Source organism: Acinetobacter sp. AL9, assembly GCF_041464035.1.
GTDB classification, from domain to species: Bacteria; Pseudomonadota; Gammaproteobacteria; order Pseudomonadales; family Moraxellaceae; genus Acinetobacter; species Acinetobacter towneri.
In genome coordinates this window covers 15120-31138 of the sequence record NZ_JAYFSK010000032.1, presented here as the reverse complement: position 1 = coordinate 31138, position 16019 = coordinate 15120, and the positions used below count along the sequence as shown (strand labels likewise).

Below are 16019 nucleotides of genomic sequence, written 5' to 3'. Positions count from 1 at the left end.
TTCGCAAGAGATGCGATGGATGTCTGATTATTTGTAGTCATAAATTTAAGTCCCCACTTGTTTCTAAGTGGGGACTAAATTAAGGCTTATAGGATGAATTCAGAAGGTGTGTTCAGCGGACGCTTACGCTAAAAAGCCGTAGCTTCTATATTTTAGAAGATTACGGCTTTTCGATCAGAAATTTAGGCTGACTTAAATAGGTTAAGAATGATAGATCAAAGAACGCATGTAATGACGTTCTATAGACTTAAATAGCCTAAGCAGTAGCAGCCAAGTGACGTGCCTTTAATTGCTCAATCGCTTTAATGCGTCGTTCAATCAGCATTTCACCAATATCGGGGCCTTGGACATCGGCAGGTAAGTCTTGCGCCTTAATGCTGCGTACCACTTGAATCGCTTCCAAAATATAGCTCGCTTGCGGATAGTCACGATCTTCCAAACCTAAACGCCCACGAGAGTCACATTCACAGGCTTGTACAAAGGCTTCTACACGCTCAGGACGACGCAAGACATCCAAACGCTGTAATAAGCGCCATAACGTGCCAGGCTTTAAGCTCAATGCTTGGTGGCATTTTAAATGCTCTTTACATACAGCAAGTGCAAGTTGTTTGGTATTGGTCGGTACGCGCAGGCGTTCACACACTTCCGTTACAGGTCGAATCCCACGTTCTTCATGCATAATGTGCCGTGGTAATTCATCGGCAGGGGTCAAGGCCTTGCCTAAATCATGCAATAACACTGCAAAGCGTACATCGAGTGAGTAATTGGCACGACAGGCTTGTTGTAGTGACATCATGGTGTGCACACCACTGTCAATTTCAGGGTGATATTCAGGACGCTGTGGAATACCGAATAAAGCATCTAATTCAGGAAATAAAACTTTTAAAGCACCACAGGCACGCAACGTTTCAAAATAAACATCGGCACGTGCTTCCATTAAGGCGCGTGAAGTTTCTTTCCACACGCGTTCAGGTGTCAGCGCGTGTAACTCACCAGATTCTGCCAATTCTTGCATTAATAACAAGGTTTCAGGGGCAACCACAAAGCCTAAAGCATAATAACGTGCCGCAAAACGGGCAATGCGCAGTACTCGTAACGGGTCTTCTACAAATGCATTGGATACATGGCGCAGCACTTTATTGCACAAATCTTGCTGTCCACCGTAAGGGTCATAAACATTGCCATCGCTATCCATTGCCATGGCGTTAATGGTTAAGTCACGGCGGATTAAATCTTCTTCTAGAGTCACGCTTGGGTCGGTATGAAATTCAAAACCGTGATAACCATGTCCAGATTTGCGCTCTGTACGAGCAAGTGCATATTCATCTTTGGTTTCAGGATGAAGAAAAACAGGGAAATCTTTGCCCACAGGTTGAAAACCTTGAGCCAAAAGTTGTTCGGGCGTTGCGCCAACCACAACATAATCTTTTTCGTGATAGGGATGCCCGAGTAAGTGATCTCGAACTGCACCGCCTACTAAATAAACTTGCATGAAAAAACCTCTATTCTTCAAGCAATCATGCTACAGAATAGAGGTTTTCTCAAGTCTATAATTCTGAGTCAGTCACTCAGAAATATAGGTTTATGCTTTAACTTGTGCTGTTTGTTGAATTTCAGCAACAGTGAGTGCAGTCATATTCACAACACGACGTGTCGTTGCAGTCGGAGTCAAAATATGTACAGGTTTTGCTGCACCTAACAAGATAGGGCCAATCGTAACATTGTTACCTGAAGTCGATTTCAACAAGTTAAATGAAATATTGGCAGCATCTAAGTTCGGCATAATCAACAAGTTTGCAGAACCTTTGAAGCGTGAGTTCGGGAAAGCAAATTGACGAATATTTTCGTCTAATGCTGCATCACCGTGCATTTCACCTTCAACTTCAAGCTCAGGTGCAATCTCACTCAAGATTTCAAAGACTTTACGCATTTTTTGTGCGCTAGAGTCTTGTTGGTCAGAACCAAAACTTGAGTGAGAAAGTAGAGCAACGCGTGGTGTCATACCAAAACGGCGTACTTCTTCAGCCGCTAAAAGTGTCATTTCAGCCAACTGTTCAGCAGTTGGGTTAGTGTTGACATAAGTGTCGGCAATGAACAAGTTGCGATCTTCAAGCATCAATGCGTTAAGGGTAAAGAAGTTAGTGCGACCTTCTTTTAGACCAATCACATTTTTCACGAAATCAAGGTGAATATCGTAGCTAGAATAAGTACCACATAACATACCATCGGCTAAACCATGTTTCACTAACATTGCTGCAATGAGGGTAGAGCGACGACGTGCTTCACGCTGCGCGTATTCAGGTGTAACGCCTTTACGCTGCATGATGGTGTAGTAATCATCTGCAAATTTTTCGTAGTTAGGGTTGCTTTCCTGGTCTACTATTTCCATATTCACGCCATGTTCAAGACGTAAACCTAACTTTTTGATGTTCGCTTCAATCACTGAGGTACGACCTACAAGGATTGGTTTAGCCAAGCCTTCATCCACTGCAATTTGTACTGCACGAAGTACGCGTAAGTCTTCACCTTCTGCATAAGCAATACGCTTAGGGTCAGTTTTTGCTTGAGCAAAAATAGGCTTCATCATAAATGCCGAGTTATATACAAACTCAGACAAACGCTGACGGTATGCAGAGAAGTCTTGAATTGGACGACTTGCTACACCTGAATCCATTGCTGCCTGAGCAACTGCAGGTGCAATTTCAAGAATTAAACGCTGATCAAGTGGACGTGGAATTAAATAGTCACGACCGAATGATGCAGATTTTTCACCATAAGTCGCAGCATCTGCTTCAATGTGTGCCATGCGTGCAATTGCGTGTACACAAGCAATTTTCATTTCTTCGTTGATGGTAGTTGCGCCAACGTCTAATGCACCACGGAAAATATACGGGAAGCAAAGTGCGTTGTTAACTTGGTTCGGGTAGTCCGAACGACCAGTCGCCATAATCACATCTGGACGTACTTCATGCGCATGTTCAGGCAAGATTTCTGGGTCTGGGTTAGCCAAAGCAAAGATAATTGGATTTTCAGCCATTTCTTTGACCATAGCTTTGGTCAAGATACCCGCTGCAGAAAGACCAAGGAACATATCCGCACCGCTAATTACATCAGCAAGTTGCGTTCCTTCAATGTCTTGCATATAGCGTTTTTTCGAGTCATCCAAACCTTCACGTTTGGTGGTGATTAGACCACGCGAATCTGCAACAATGATATTTTCTTTTTTCGCGCCCAATGCACATAACAGGTCTAAACAAGACAGTGCGGCTGCACCTGCACCTGAAGCAACGATTTTGATTTCTTCAATTTTCTTGCCGTTAAGTAACAAGGCATTGAGTAGGGCAGAACCTACAATGATTGACGTACCGTGTTGGTCATCGTGGAACACAGGAATATTCATGCGTTCACGAAGTTTTTGCTCAATGTAGAAACATTCTGGCGCCTTGATGTCTTCAAGGTTGATACCACCAAAAGTTGGTTCTAATGCTGCAACAATATCTACAATTTTGTCTGGATCATTTTCAGCAATTTCGATGTCAAATACATCGACACCAGCAAACTTTTTAAAGAGTACGCCTTTACCCTCCATCACAGGTTTAGACGCCAAAGGACCGATATTACCTAAACCTAATACTGCTGTACCGTTACTAACGACAGCAACCAAGTTACCGCGAGCGGTATAAAGTGCAGCTGTTGAAGGATCACGTTCAATCTCTAAACATGGTGCTGCGACACCTGGTGAGTAAGCGAGCGCTAAGTCACGTTGGTTGACCAGCTGCTTACTTGGAGTAACGCTGATTTTTCCTGGTGTTGGAAATTCGTGATAGTAAAGTGCCTGCTGTTTTAATGATTGATCGTCCATCTGAATCTCGTGTGTGACAAGTTGGCCAGCGATGCTGGTGGTTTTTTTATGAATCTTATCGAATATACCATTACTTGCCCCCTTAGCACAGACGTCACTGTTTATTTTTAGAACAAACTTAGAGCTTTTGGGTCTAGTTTCAGATTAAGGAGCGATAAGCGCGCGATACTAAATTGGCTTTTAGAAATTGGGTCGCTTCACTTTCAGGCAAAGGCCTAGAGAATAAATACCCCTGCGCAATATCACAATTTAAATTCTGCAAATATTGCAGTTGTTGCTCAGTTTCAATCCCTTCAGCCACCACACTCATGCCCATGGCTTTGCCCATAGCAATCATGGCACTAACAATGGCTTCTTGTTTGGTATTTCCAATTTTAGAAACAAAGCTACGGTCTATTTTTAAACTGTCAATTGGGAAGTCTGTTAAGTAAGAAAGTGAAGAATAGCCTGTACCAAAATCATCTAAGGCGATATGAATATCACGTTGTTTAATTTCATCTAATAAAGACTTCACGGTTGTGGAGTTTTCCACTAAAGAGGATTCGGTAATTTCTAATTCTAAGCTTGCACCTGAAATTTGATAGGTATTAATCGCATCATCTAAATCTTGCAGCAATTGACCACGTTGCAGTTGTTGTGCAACTACATTAACCGATACTTGGATATGATCAAAACCTAACAGATTCCATTCACGAATTTGCTTGGCAGTTTGTTGAATTACAACCCGACCAATATCGGAAATTAAACTGGTTTGTTCTGCAATAGGAATAAATAGGTTGGGTGGAATAATGCCTTTGGTTGGATGCTGCCAGCGCACCAATGCTTCAAACCCGATCACCTGATAATTATGGAAATCAATTTTAGGTTGATAATATACAATTAATTCATCATTTTTAATGGCTTGGCGTAAGTCACGCTCTAAATGCACATCTTGCTCTAGCAGTTTGGTGTTGTCTAAAGTGTAATATTTAATGGTATTGCCACCTAAACGCTTAGCCTCAGACAAGGCTTGTTCAGCACAATTATTTAGATAATCCAACTGGCGTCCATGTTCAGGATAGAGGGAAACCCCCATCGATAGGGTAATAATATGTTCTTGTCCCTGTACATTAAACGGCAAATTAAAGGCTTTGGTGATACGTTCACAGTGCTCTTCGATTGAAGGGCGAATATGAGAAATTTCATAAACAATTGCAAAATCATCGCCATTTAAGTGTGCAACAAACAGCGCTTCGGCATTGGTGATACGTAAACGCTGCGCCACTTGGCGGAGTAATTCATCGCCACCATTATTGCTTAAATATTCGTTTAAAGGTCTGAAACGGTCAATATTGAGTCGAATGACCGCCAATTGCTGCAATGAATCTTGCTGTGAAATAAGATATTGATGTAGTTGATAATTATAATAAAAACGATTGGGGAGATCGGTCAGCGCATCATAATTTTCTAAATAGGATAAACGCTGTTCTTGTAGTTTATGTTCGGTTAAATCAGACACAATTCCAATATAATTAATAATACGGTTTTGCTCATCTTTGACTGCATTGATATGCATACGAACTTCTAATTCTTTTCCTGAGCGGAATTTTATATTCCTTTCAGTATGATATTCACCCTTGCTGAGTAATTGTTGAACAATTTCCTCTTGTGTCATGCGTGGATTTGCTTTGTTGGATTTGACTAAATCAAACAGATATTTACCTATAATATGGCCACGTTGAAATCCACTCATTTGTGCATAGAATGGATTGCTTTCAATATAGCGCAGGTTTTCATCTAAAATAAAAATACCTTCAGCCGCTTGTTCAAGTACGCTAGCAGTGAGTTTTAAGCGTTCTTGTGCAATCCGTTCTTGGTGAATGTCACGGCGAACCCCGACCATGCGTAAAGGTTTATTGGTGACAGGATCACGCTCAATTACTCGCCCAATATCATGCACCCAATACCATTGACCTGAATTATGTTGTATGCGATATGTGGCTTGATAGCGTTCTGTCTGACCACGTAAATGCTCTTTCATGGTTTGATGAAGGTGTGCAATATCATCACGGTGAATTAATTGCTGTAATTTATTCCGATGCTTTTTGGAATTTTTTAAACGAGTTTGCTGTGAGCCAGTGCCAAAGACAATCCTTCTTTCTCGGATATTCCAGTCCCACGCTTTAATACCTGCGGCTTCATGTGCCAAAATTAAACTATGTTGTTGTTTAATTAAGTCTAGATGGGTTTGTTCTAAGTCAAAGGTACGTTCTCTAATTTTTTGTTCCAGCATTTGATTGTTAAATTGCAGTTGTAATTCAATATCTTTAGATTTGTTCATTTCCACTTGCAATTGTTGGCGGAGTTGATCTGTCCAGTCAACTTGTTGCTCTGCGGCTTTTTTTAATTGGTCGTTTTTAAAATAGACGCTCGATAAACGACGATGCATGTGCATTGAAGTATTGGCACAAATCAGTAAGGTAATTAAGGCAAAATTTGTCGCGAGAAAAAAGAAAGCGGAAGTTTCGGAGTGAACTAAAAACTGTGCGGCAATATAGGGTGTGATCACTGGAATGAATACCCAGCAAAAATAACTCAAGCGCTGCGTTAAAAAGGTGAGGGCAAAGGTTTGACTCACAATAATTAATAAGGCCGCTAAAATAATCGCTTCATAGTTGCTCAGTTCAGGGTTTTGCTGAGGTAAAAAGTAATACAGTAAACTTACCCCAACCGCGATTGCTGTTCCGATCAAGAAACACACCAATTTTAACCAACGATGTGCTTGTTGGAGTTGATATTGTCCCACTTTAAAGTGAATTGCTGTGAGCAGTAAACACGAACCAATGGTCAGTTCAGTGAGAATAAACCAGATATTGAAGTAAGGTGATGAATGTGAGAAAGAAATTTGATAAATAAAAAACACATACAGGCAAACAATCAGGATGCTGACCAAAAAGAATCGAATAAGCCGAATGGTATTGGTGATTTGCGCAGCATCTAAGTATTGCTGCAACAATTCATCTTGAGCGTCTGACATACTTCCCCAAAATCTAGTTAAATGATTCCATCATTTATATTTTTAAATAACATCACTTTCATGCATAAAATATTGCTGTTTTGTGTTTAAATTTTATGCAAATTTTTTAATATATTGTTCGAGATTAATCCTGTACTTTATAAATTGCAATGTTATTGGCAATCGATTTCTGTAAAAACGGATAAATTACTCAGCCAAGCGATAATTTAAGAGAGCTAAAGCAACCACAGGTGCGGTTTCAGTGCGTAATACCCGAGTACCAATACACCAGTTTTGAAAGCCAACCGCATTGGCAGCGCTAATTTCTGTTTCGCTTAAACCACCTTCAGGCCCAATTAATAAAGCCAAATCTTTACTGACATTGTTTAGCACATCTACTTGATCTTTATTCGGTGCTAACACTAATTTGGTGGTAGGAAGGTCACTATTCAGCCAGTCCTCTAAACGTAGTGGGGCTAAAATTTTCGGTACGATATTCATGCCACATTGTTCACAGGCTGCAATGGCAATACCTTGCCAATGATCTAATTTTTTTTGATCGCGGTCATATTTTAAGCGCATTTCACAGCGTTCAGAGGTGAGCAACTGAATGTTAGTCACGCCAAGCTCTACCGCTTTTTGAATCGCATAATCCATACGATCGCCTTTGCTCATTACTTGTCCTAATAAGGCGCTAAAGCTTGGGATGCGATTGTCTGGATTAAAACTTTTAATCTGCACTTGCGCTGTTTTTTTGGTAACTTCAACCAGTTCCACTTCATATTCACCACCTTGCCCATTGAACAAGGTGGCGGTTTCACCGACTTGTGCGCGTAGTACTTTCACCCAGTGATGAAATACTGTTTCAGTCAGTTCAACTTGCGTATCTACTACTAATTCAGCCTCAATATAAAAACGGGGCATAGGGATTACTCGTTCAAGTCAATAAATATGAAAAATACAGCTTAAGCCAAACCAAGATCTGTCACTAATTGACGAGTCGGTTCGGTGTTGTTCATGGTGTAAAAATGCAAACTTGGTGCACCACCTGCAATCAGGCGTTCGCACAGTTTAATAATCACTTCATGACCAAAGGCTTTGATTGAAGCTGTGTCATCACCATAGGTTGCTAATTGCTTACGAATCCAGCGTGGAATTTCTGCACCTGTACCATCTGCAAAGCGAATTAAATTGCTGGCATTGGTAATCGGCATAATGCCAGGCGCAACAGGAATATTCACACCTTGCTTTTGAATACGTTCTACAAAGTAAAAGTACGCATCTGGATTAAAAAAGAACTGGGTGATGGCAGCATTGGCACCAGCATTTACTTTGGTGACAAAGTTTTTAATGTCTTGATCAAAGTGGTCTGCTTGTGGATGCATTTCAGGATAAGCCGCAACTTCAATGTGAAAATGATCACCTGAATGTTCACGAATAAAACGCACCAAGTCAGACGCATACGGCAATTCGCCTAAACCAACTTGACCTGAAGGTAAATCACCACGCAAAGCCACAATGCGGTCAATGTCTTGTGCTTTATAAATATCAAGCAATTCAGCAATACGCGCTTTGTCATCACCAATACAAGACAGGTGCGGCGCTACAGGTGTGCCTTTGCCATTGAAGTCGCTAATGGTCGATAAAGTACGTTCACGAGTAGAACCACCTGCACCATAAGTGATAGAAAAAAACTCTGGATTTAAAAGTTGTAATTCTTGATGCACAACTTTGAGTTTTTCTGCACCTACATCGGTTTTAGATGGGAAAAATTCAAATGAAATAGGAACTTGTTTGGTCATGATTAAATCCTTGTTATAAATACTTATTTATATTTTTTCACCTCTCCTAAATCCTCTCTTGCGCTGGGTTTAAAAGCAGTGCTTTAAACTTGCTCAGGAGAGGACTTACCCTCGAATACATTCATTAAACAATGAATCATTCCCTCTCCCTATGAGAGAGGGTTAGGGAGAAGGATTAAAAACTTAGTATTTATAAGCATCCGATTTAAACGGACCTTCAACAGCTACACCTAAGTAGTCCGCTTGTACTTGAGTCAATTGTGTTAATACACCACCAAAACCAGCAACCATTGCAGCAGCAACTTCTTCGTCTAGTTTTTTCGGTAAGATTTCAACACGAATTGCCGCTTGTTTTTGATCGGCAGGAAGATCGGCAAATTTCTCTGCAAATAAGTGCATTTGTGCCAATACTTGGTTAGCAAATGAACCATCCATAATACGTGATGGGTGACCTGTTGCGTTACCCAAGTTCACTAAACGACCTTCAGAAAGCAAGATTAAATAATCGTTTTCGTTTTCTGAACGATACACTTGGTGTACTTGTGGCTTCACTTCAACCCACTTATAACCACGTAAGTAGTTGGTGTCGATTTCAGTATCGAAGTGACCAATGTTGCATACAACAGCGCCTGCTTTAAGTGTATCTAGCATTGCTGCGTCACACACGTGATAGTTACCTGTTGTAGTCACAATCAAGTCAGTATTTTCTAAAAGCTCTAGGTTGACGTCTGCTTTATTGCCTGTTTGTACGCCATTCTTGTACGGAGATACAACTTCGTAACCATCCATACATGCTTGCATTGCACAAATTGGGTCAATTTCAGAAACACGAACAATCATGCCTTCTTGACGTAAAGATTGTGCAGAACCTTTACCTACATCACCATAACCAATAACCAATGCACGACGGCCAGACAATAGCATGTCTGTACCACGTTTAATTGCATCGTTGAGTGAGTGACGGCAACCGTATTTATTGTCGTTTTTAGATTTAGTCACAGAGTCGTTGACGTTAATTGCAGGCACTTTTAATGAACCATCTTTCCACATTTCAATTAGACGTTGTACGCCTGTGGTAGTTTCTTCAGTAATGCCGTGAATGCGCTCTAATAATGCAGGATATTTCTCGTGAACAAGTGCAGTTAAGTCACCGCCATCGTCCAAAATCATGTTGGCATCCCACGGTGTGCCATTTACATTAATTTGTTGTTCAAGACACCATACATATTCTTCTTCAGTTTCGCCTTTCCAAGCAAAAACAGGTACACCTGAAGCAGCTATTGCTGCAGCAGCGTGGTCTTGAGTAGAGAAGATGTTACAAGAAGTCCAACGAACTTCTGCGCCCAATTCAACTAGTGTTTCAATTAAAACAGCAGTTTGAATGGTCATGTGGATACAGCCGAGAATTTTCGCGCCTGCAAGAGGTTTTGCAGCTGAGTAGCGCTTACGCAAACCCATAAGGGCTGGCATTTCTGCTTCTGCAAGTTTGATTTCTTTACGACCAAAATCAGCTAGTGTGATATCGGCAACTTTATAATCTGTAAATGAAGCATTAACCGCGTTCATCACGATCTCCTTATAAAAAACAATTGATCATTCAGTTCGCGGATGCCGTTTCTTGCATAGCAAACGCATTGCTATGCTGGTCGAGCCTGGCGATTTTACATTTTGTGCCTGTAAAACGTCGCAGCACCCCTCGACTAGCGCAATATTGTACTTGGAAATTGATTCAGTTCCAATCATGTTTTGTTTATTATCACCACAAACATATGTTTGAGATTGAATGATGGCTTTAGAGCTTCCTCAAGAGTTGGCAAATTTAGAAGCCAACGGCGGGATTTACGCAGTGTGGATGTTGCTACGACACTTAGGAATTGATGCCGATATTCAACAATTGATTGAAGTGTGTGGTTATACGCCAGAGCAGGGCACAACCACAATTGGCTTGGCTGTTGGACTGAAAAAGTTTGGCTTTAATGTGCAGTTTTATACTGACCCTGACCCTGATTTACAAGATGCAGAAAAGTTGAGTTATGACGAAGCTGAACAGCTTAAATTGCCTGTATTGGCGGCAATCGGCTATCAGCAAATTCAGCACGCATTTGATGAAAATAAATTTGTAATTGTCTACTACGACACTTTAGAAGGCGTGGGCAATCACTCATTGCTATATTCTATTGATGATGCTGAAATTTGTTTCTTTGACAGTTTTGAGCCGATGCCTGCGGCTGTGTTTGAACAACAGCGTCAGCAAGAGGGCATTTGCAGACAAGTAATTGTGGTCGAAGTCTAAGTGTTATTCAAAGTCTAAGCTTTATTCAATGACGATTCGAGTCATGCAAAAATTGTCTAGCCCATCAATTGATTGGCTAGACAAATAAATTACTCCGCTGCATCGGCTTTTTGTGTCCAATATTCAGCTTTATTTTCGTCAGCATCTACACCCAAAGCATTTGCATAAATAAAAGCAAGGTCACGCATGGCTTGTACTTCGCCCAATTCTGCTGCTTGCTGTACCAATGCCACAGAGCGAGCGACATCTTGTTCAACCACATCACCACGACGGTAGTAGCCTGCCAACTCTAAAATAGCGGCAGGGTGTTGTGCATCACTGGCTTTTTTGAGCCAGACAAAAGCATCTTCAAAATGTTGTTTGGCATCTTCAGGGTCATCTTCTAGAACATCTTTGGCATATACGGTATAGCCTTCACCAAGCCAATACATGGCTTCGATATGTCCGTTTGCGGCAGCTTTGAGCGCCCATTGTTCGGCAAGTTCAATATCTTCATTAAAATCGCTTTGCATATACAGCACCGCCACTTCAAATTGGGCATCGGCTTGTCCTGCAATAGCGCGGTTCATTAGCGCAGGGGAGATTGAAACAGATTCTGACATAATGTCATCCAGCAAAATTACAACATAAGATTGTGCGATAGCCTAAAAGGTCTGCTGCGAAAAAGCCATCTTCGGTGTGATTTTTTTTAAAAAATTAGGGTTAATTGATCATGCGTTTATGCAGACAATAACAAAAAATCACTTGAGCCATATCGTCAAGTTTCAATATGCTGAATGTTAAACATGGTCATAATGAGAACAATAAGATGGCAAATTTTTTAACTGCTGAACAAGCAAAAGTTTATTCAGATCATGCCAAGCTAGATATTGAATTATATAAGCAGCGTTTGGCGTCTTTAATCGAAGAGAATGCCAAGCAGGGCAATACCGCAGTTTTTACTGTGCTGCCAAAACATTTACCTTTAGAAGATATTCGAAATTTATCGGCACAGCTGACTGATTTGGGTTATCAGGTGCGCTTTGAGTTAAATGAGTTCTTTTATAGCTTTAATGTGTATTGGATTTAAAACTCAACTCTACCGACATTTCACCAAATAGTTTTAGTGAAATGTCGAGCGTTTATATTTTTTGATTTAGATTGCGTTTAAGTATTTGCAGTATGTTCTGCCAAAACTTCCAACGCTGCGCGAAAAGCTTCCTGAGTTGCAGGTGCGCCACAATAAGGCAAGCTGTGTAACAAGACTTCCTGAATTTCTTCGACACTTGCCCCGTTATTTAGCGCACCACGAATATGTCCTTTAAGCTCTGTCGGGCTTTTTAAAGCAGTTAAAAAGGCGATAGTAATTAAGGAACGATATTTGCGTGGTAACACACCTTCACGTTGCCAAGTTGAACCCCATGCATGTTCATTAATCCAGTCCTGCAAAGGTTGGGTAAATGGTACAGTGTTGTCCTGTGCGCGTTTTACAAAGCTTTCGCCCATGACTTCAGTGCGAACTTTTAAGCCATTGTCATAGTCTTGTTGTGACATTTTACTATCCCTGTTTTATTGTTTGAGCTCGGTGTATAGATTAAGTGCATAGATTAACAATTTATGGCGATGACACCATGCGCACTTGGTCGTAGACCATCAAAAAATATTCACATCTATCTATTTTTAATATATCCACAAGGTATAAAAAACCCCGAACATAAAGTCGGGGCTGTTTTAGCTTTATCGCAAATTTTGAAATAAGCGAGTGTTAAGCTTCAATGGTTTGCACGCTAATTTTTTTAGCAGGGTCGGCTTTACGACGTACTGTTGGTACAGGTTCACCATAATATTGACGGTCTGCAAAATAACTTGAACGTACCATTGGCGCAGCCCAAATATTTTTAAAACCTAACTTTTGACCATGCGCTGTATAACGCTCAAATTCTTCAGGTGTTACAAAGCGGTCAATTGGCGCATGTTCTTTAGATGGCTGTAAATATTGACCAATGGTCACATAATCTACATCGTGCGCTTTAAGATCATCTAACAGTGCAATAACTTCTTCTTCAGATTCTCCAATACCTACCATCAAACCGCATTTGGTTGGAATATCTGGGCAATATTCTTTAAACATTTTCAGCAAGTTCAAAGAGTGCTGATAGTCTGAACCCGGACGCATGGCTTTATATAAGCGTGGCACAGTTTCAATGTTGTGGTTAAAAACATCTGGCGGACATTCGGTCATAATGCGTAGTGCAATATCCATACGACCACGGAAGTCTGGCACCAAAATTTCTAACAACGTATTTGGGCTTAAAGAGCGGGCTTCTTTAATACAATCGACAAAATGTTGTGCACCACCATCTAACAAGTCATCACGGTCTACAGAGGTGATCACGGCATATTTTAAGCCTAAGTTGGCAATGGTTTCTGCCATGTGACGAGGTTCTTCAGGATCTAGTGCATTTGGACGACCATGCGCAACATCACAGAACGGGCAGCGACGGGTACAAATATCACCCATGATCATAAAGGTTGCTGTACCACCACCAAAGCATTCTGGAAGGTTTGGACAAGCGGCTTCTTCACAAACGGTGTGCAATTTTTGCTGACGCAAAGTGGTTTTAATACGTTGAACTTCTTCTGGTGCCGTCATTTTGACCCGAATCCAGTCAGGTTTACGAGGCGTTTCAACCGTAGGAACAACTTTTACAGGAATACGTGCGACTTTTTCAGCACCACGAAGTTTGACACCCTGTTCTGGTTTACGGTTTGCAGACATATTCAACTTTTCCACTGTTTTTGAAAGGGGAGAGATTTAGTGTAGGCTAGATTTTACGTGAAATAGAGTCTGATTAAACCGAATCTAAGTGCAAAAGTAAAATGTCACCTTAACTTCATCATAAGACGGTTATTATAACGAAATTGTGCTTAAATTGGGTAAAAACGATATTCATATAAAAAATGTGGTTATCACGTAATATATGCACAGTAAATACAGAAAATTCAAAAGATTTACGTCATAATATAGCCCATTGAAAAGACAGATTTAAAGAAAAGGAGCGTTGAATGCCACGTAAAAAAGAGGTCGTTAGTGGAACTTTCGTGAAGTACGATGCGGTTGTTCTCGGTTCAGGCCCTGCGGGTGAAGGCGCGGCAATGAAACTTGCCAAATCTGGTAAGCGTGTTGCGATTGTAGATGTTCGTGAGCAGCTTGGCGGTAACTGTACCCATGTGGGTACCATTCCAAGTAAAGCATTGCGTCAGACAGTGTCGAATATTATCCGTTATCGCCGTGACCCAATGTTTAAAAAAATGGGTGATTGGCGTCAGTTCACCATGAAGCAAGTGTTGCAAAGTGCGCATAAAGTTATTCAGCAGCAAGTTGAAACGCACTCTCGCTTTTATGACCGTAATGAAATTGCGATTTATCATGGTCGTGCTTATATCCAAGATAAAAATACGGTCTTGGTATTTGGTGCAGATGGCATTAAAGAAACCATTATGTGTCAGCAAATTGTGATTGCGACAGGTAGCCGTCCATATCGTCCAGAAATGTTGGATTTCAACCATCCACGTGTATTTGATTCAGACAAAATTTTGGATTTGGATTTCTCGATTCAAAAAATTATTATTTATGGCGCGGGTGTGATTGGTTGTGAATATGCATCCATCTTCATTGGTTTAGATCATAAAGTTGATTTGATTAATACTCAGCACAAATTGCTCAGCTATTTGGATGATGAAATTTCAGATGCCTTGTCATATCACTTGCGTGCGCAAGGGGTGCTGATTCGCCACAATGAGCAAATTGATCATTTAGAAACTTTTGATGATCACGTGGTTTTATATTTGCAAAGTGGCAAGAAAATCAAAGCTGATGCGATTTTGTGGTGTAACGGTCGTTCGGGTAATACCGATGGTTTAGGTCTTGAAAATGTCGAACTTAAGCCAAACAGCCGTGGTCAGTTAACAGTCAATGATCAATATCAAACCGAAGTAGAGAATATTTATGCTGCGGGCGATGTAATTGGTTGGCCTTCGTTAGCATCAGCTGCCTATGACCAAGGTCGTTGCGCGGGTGCAAATATGAGTGGCGAAGAAAATGTTGCGCCTGTGACCGATATTCCAACAGGTATTTACACCATTCCAGAAATTTCTTCGATTGGTAAAACTGAGCAGGAATTGACGGAAGAAAAAATTCCTTATGAAGTTGGTCAGGCATCTTTCCGTCATTTAGCGCGTGCGCAAATTACGGGTGATACAGTGGGTGAATTGAAGATTTTATTCCACCGTGACACTTTAGAAGTATTGGGTGTGCATTGCTTTGGTAATAATGCGGCAGAGATTATCCACATTGGTCAGGCGGTGATGAACAGCCCGAACAATACCATTAAGTATTTTGTGGAAACCACATTCAACTACCCAACCATGGCGGAAGCGTATCGTGTGGCGACCTTGAATGGGATGAATCGTTTGTTTTAAGCAGATTCTGCTGACTGCAAAATAGAAAATTTAGAACACCTCATAAGATCATTCTTGTGGGGTGTTTTTTATTGCCTTGCTGTAGGAAAATTTATGCATTGAGGGAAAGTTGATTTGTGGAACATAGAGTATTAAATATCAATCATGACCGATGCTGCACTGCGTTGTGCTTCGCCATGAAAAACAGCTTCAATATTGTTACCATCAGGATCAAGCACATAAGCTGCATAATAACCAGGATGATAAGCACGTTCATCAGGTTTGCCATTGCATCTACCACCATGCGCCAATGCTGCAAGATAGAAAGCATTGACCATTTGACGATTTTTAGCTTGAAAGGCGAGATGATGACGCCCAGTGAGTGTACCTTGTGCGGCAGGGCTTTCTACTGACGAGATAAAGAGTTCATCTGCCCAAAAGTGATCATTGGTAGTCCCGATAACTGGAATATCTAGCACCGCTAATATGGCAGTATAAAATGCCCGACTTGCCTCAAGGTCATTCACCACAAGATGAATATGGTCAATCAATCTTCCACGATGCAATTGAATCTGCATAAGACGCTCCATGTCTAAAGCGGAGTTTTGAGTAGCAAAATCGACTTAA

General features: G+C 41.0%; 13 protein-coding genes. 3 read left to right on the top strand and 10 right to left on the bottom strand.

Annotation, left to right across the window (positions count from 1 at the left end; genetic code table 11):
- Positions 1 to 256 precede the first annotated feature (256 nt).
- The 6 genes from ACEO2X_RS08750 to ahcY all read right to left on the bottom strand — a co-directional run bounded on the left by ACEO2X_RS08750 (position 257) and on the right by ahcY (position 10225).
- Positions 257 to 1492 carry a multifunctional CCA addition/repair protein gene (locus ACEO2X_RS08750; RefSeq protein ID WP_371971703.1) on the bottom strand — a complete coding sequence of 412 codons (1236 nt, stop codon included), beginning with the start codon at positions 1490 to 1492 and terminating at the stop codon, positions 257 to 259.
- Between the two features lie 90 nt (positions 1493 to 1582).
- Complete coding sequence (locus ACEO2X_RS08745; protein ID WP_179996087.1) at positions 1583 to 3862, bottom strand: NADP-dependent malic enzyme; 2280 nt, start codon at positions 3860 to 3862, stop codon at positions 1583 to 1585.
- Between the two features lie 139 nt (positions 3863 to 4001).
- Positions 4002 to 6878, bottom strand: a complete 2877-nt coding sequence (locus ACEO2X_RS08740) for a putative bifunctional diguanylate cyclase/phosphodiesterase (protein ID WP_371971700.1) — start codon at positions 6876 to 6878, stop codon at positions 4002 to 4004.
- A gap of 186 nt (positions 6879 to 7064) precedes the next feature.
- Entirely contained in the window at positions 7065 to 7781 is a 717-nt protein-coding gene (locus ACEO2X_RS08735) for a 16S rRNA (uracil(1498)-N(3))-methyltransferase (protein ID WP_154320509.1), read from the bottom strand.
- A 41-nt stretch (positions 7782 to 7822) separates the two neighbouring features.
- Complete coding sequence (gene metF, locus ACEO2X_RS08730) at positions 7823 to 8659, bottom strand: methylenetetrahydrofolate reductase [NAD(P)H] (protein WP_096902384.1); 837 nt, start codon at positions 8657 to 8659, stop codon at positions 7823 to 7825.
- Positions 8660 to 8842: 183 nt separating this feature from the next.
- Entirely contained in the window at positions 8843 to 10225 is a 1383-nt protein-coding gene (ahcY, locus tag ACEO2X_RS08725) for an adenosylhomocysteinase (RefSeq protein WP_004972762.1), read from the bottom strand.
- 220 nt (positions 10226 to 10445) lie between these two features.
- Between ahcY and ACEO2X_RS08720 the strand changes: the two genes are divergently transcribed.
- Entirely contained in the window at positions 10446 to 10952 is a 507-nt protein-coding gene (locus ACEO2X_RS08720; protein ID WP_234114994.1) for a cysteine peptidase family C39 domain-containing protein, read from the top strand.
- 89 nt (positions 10953 to 11041) lie between these two features.
- On the opposite strand, the gene ACEO2X_RS08715 is transcribed toward ACEO2X_RS08720, so the two are convergent.
- Positions 11042 to 11554, bottom strand: coding sequence for a tetratricopeptide repeat protein (locus ACEO2X_RS08715; RefSeq protein ID WP_131261573.1), 513 nt, complete (start codon positions 11552 to 11554; stop codon positions 11042 to 11044).
- A 206-nt stretch (positions 11555 to 11760) separates the two neighbouring features.
- Between ACEO2X_RS08715 and ACEO2X_RS08710 the strand changes: the two genes are divergently transcribed.
- Positions 11761 to 12021: a hypothetical protein gene (locus tag ACEO2X_RS08710; protein WP_004972768.1), complete on the top strand. Its 261-nt coding sequence runs from the start codon at positions 11761 to 11763 to the stop codon at positions 12019 to 12021.
- Positions 12022 to 12098: 77 nt separating this feature from the next.
- On the opposite strand, the gene ACEO2X_RS08705 is transcribed toward ACEO2X_RS08710, so the two are convergent.
- Both ACEO2X_RS08705 and lipA read right to left on the bottom strand, forming a co-directional pair.
- Entirely contained in the window at positions 12099 to 12485 is a 387-nt protein-coding gene (locus tag ACEO2X_RS08705; RefSeq protein ID WP_004972770.1) for a carboxymuconolactone decarboxylase family protein, read from the bottom strand.
- 211 nt (positions 12486 to 12696) lie between these two features.
- A complete protein-coding gene (lipA, locus tag ACEO2X_RS08700; protein ID WP_096902386.1) occupies positions 12697 to 13710 on the bottom strand; it encodes a lipoyl synthase in 1014 nt (337 codons plus the stop codon).
- A gap of 287 nt (positions 13711 to 13997) precedes the next feature.
- On the opposite strand from lipA, the gene sthA reads away from it, so the two are divergent.
- The gene (gene sthA, locus ACEO2X_RS08695; RefSeq protein WP_042068765.1) at positions 13998 to 15413 is read left to right on the top strand and encodes a Si-specific NAD(P)(+) transhydrogenase; all 1416 of its coding nucleotides are present in this window, start codon (positions 13998 to 14000) and stop codon (positions 15411 to 15413) included.
- Between the two features lie 131 nt (positions 15414 to 15544).
- Here sthA and ACEO2X_RS08690 read toward each other — a convergent pair whose 3' ends face one another.
- The gene (locus ACEO2X_RS08690) at positions 15545 to 15970 is read right to left on the bottom strand and encodes a VOC family protein (RefSeq protein ID WP_371971696.1); all 426 of its coding nucleotides are present in this window, start codon (positions 15968 to 15970) and stop codon (positions 15545 to 15547) included.
- Positions 15971 to 16019: the final 49 nt, after the last annotated feature.

What these genes read in the sequence shown, in the direction of transcription:
- ACEO2X_RS08750 (WP_371971703.1), bottom strand. Translation starts at nt 1,492, where the DNA reads ATGCAAGTTTATTTAGTAGGCGGTGCAGTTCGAGATCACTTACTCGGG.
- ACEO2X_RS08745 (WP_179996087.1), bottom strand. Translation starts at nt 3,862, where the DNA reads ATGGACGATCAATCATTAAAACAGCAGGCACTTTACTATCACGAATTT.
- ACEO2X_RS08740 (WP_371971700.1), bottom strand. Translation starts at nt 6,878, where the DNA reads ATGTCAGACGCTCAAGATGAATTGTTGCAGCAATACTTAGATGCTGCG.
- ACEO2X_RS08735 (WP_154320509.1), bottom strand. Translation starts at nt 7,781, where the DNA reads ATGCCCCGTTTTTATATTGAGGCTGAATTAGTAGTAGATACGCAAGTT.
- metF (WP_096902384.1), bottom strand. Translation starts at nt 8,659, where the DNA reads ATGACCAAACAAGTTCCTATTTCATTTGAATTTTTCCCATCTAAAACC.
- ahcY (WP_004972762.1), bottom strand. Translation starts at nt 10,225, where the DNA reads ATGAACGCGGTTAATGCTTCATTTACAGATTATAAAGTTGCCGATATC.
- ACEO2X_RS08720 (WP_234114994.1), top strand. Translation starts at nt 10,446, where the DNA reads ATGGCTTTAGAGCTTCCTCAAGAGTTGGCAAATTTAGAAGCCAACGGC.
- ACEO2X_RS08715 (WP_131261573.1), bottom strand. Translation starts at nt 11,554, where the DNA reads ATGTCAGAATCTGTTTCAATCTCCCCTGCGCTAATGAACCGCGCTATT.
- ACEO2X_RS08710 (WP_004972768.1), top strand. Translation starts at nt 11,761, where the DNA reads ATGGCAAATTTTTTAACTGCTGAACAAGCAAAAGTTTATTCAGATCAT.
- ACEO2X_RS08705 (WP_004972770.1), bottom strand. Translation starts at nt 12,485, where the DNA reads ATGTCACAACAAGACTATGACAATGGCTTAAAAGTTCGCACTGAAGTC.
- lipA (WP_096902386.1), bottom strand. Translation starts at nt 13,710, where the DNA reads ATGTCTGCAAACCGTAAACCAGAACAGGGTGTCAAACTTCGTGGTGCT.
- sthA (WP_042068765.1), top strand. Translation starts at nt 13,998, where the DNA reads ATGCCACGTAAAAAAGAGGTCGTTAGTGGAACTTTCGTGAAGTACGAT.
- ACEO2X_RS08690 (WP_371971696.1), bottom strand. Translation starts at nt 15,970, where the DNA reads ATGCAGATTCAATTGCATCGTGGAAGATTGATTGACCATATTCATCTT.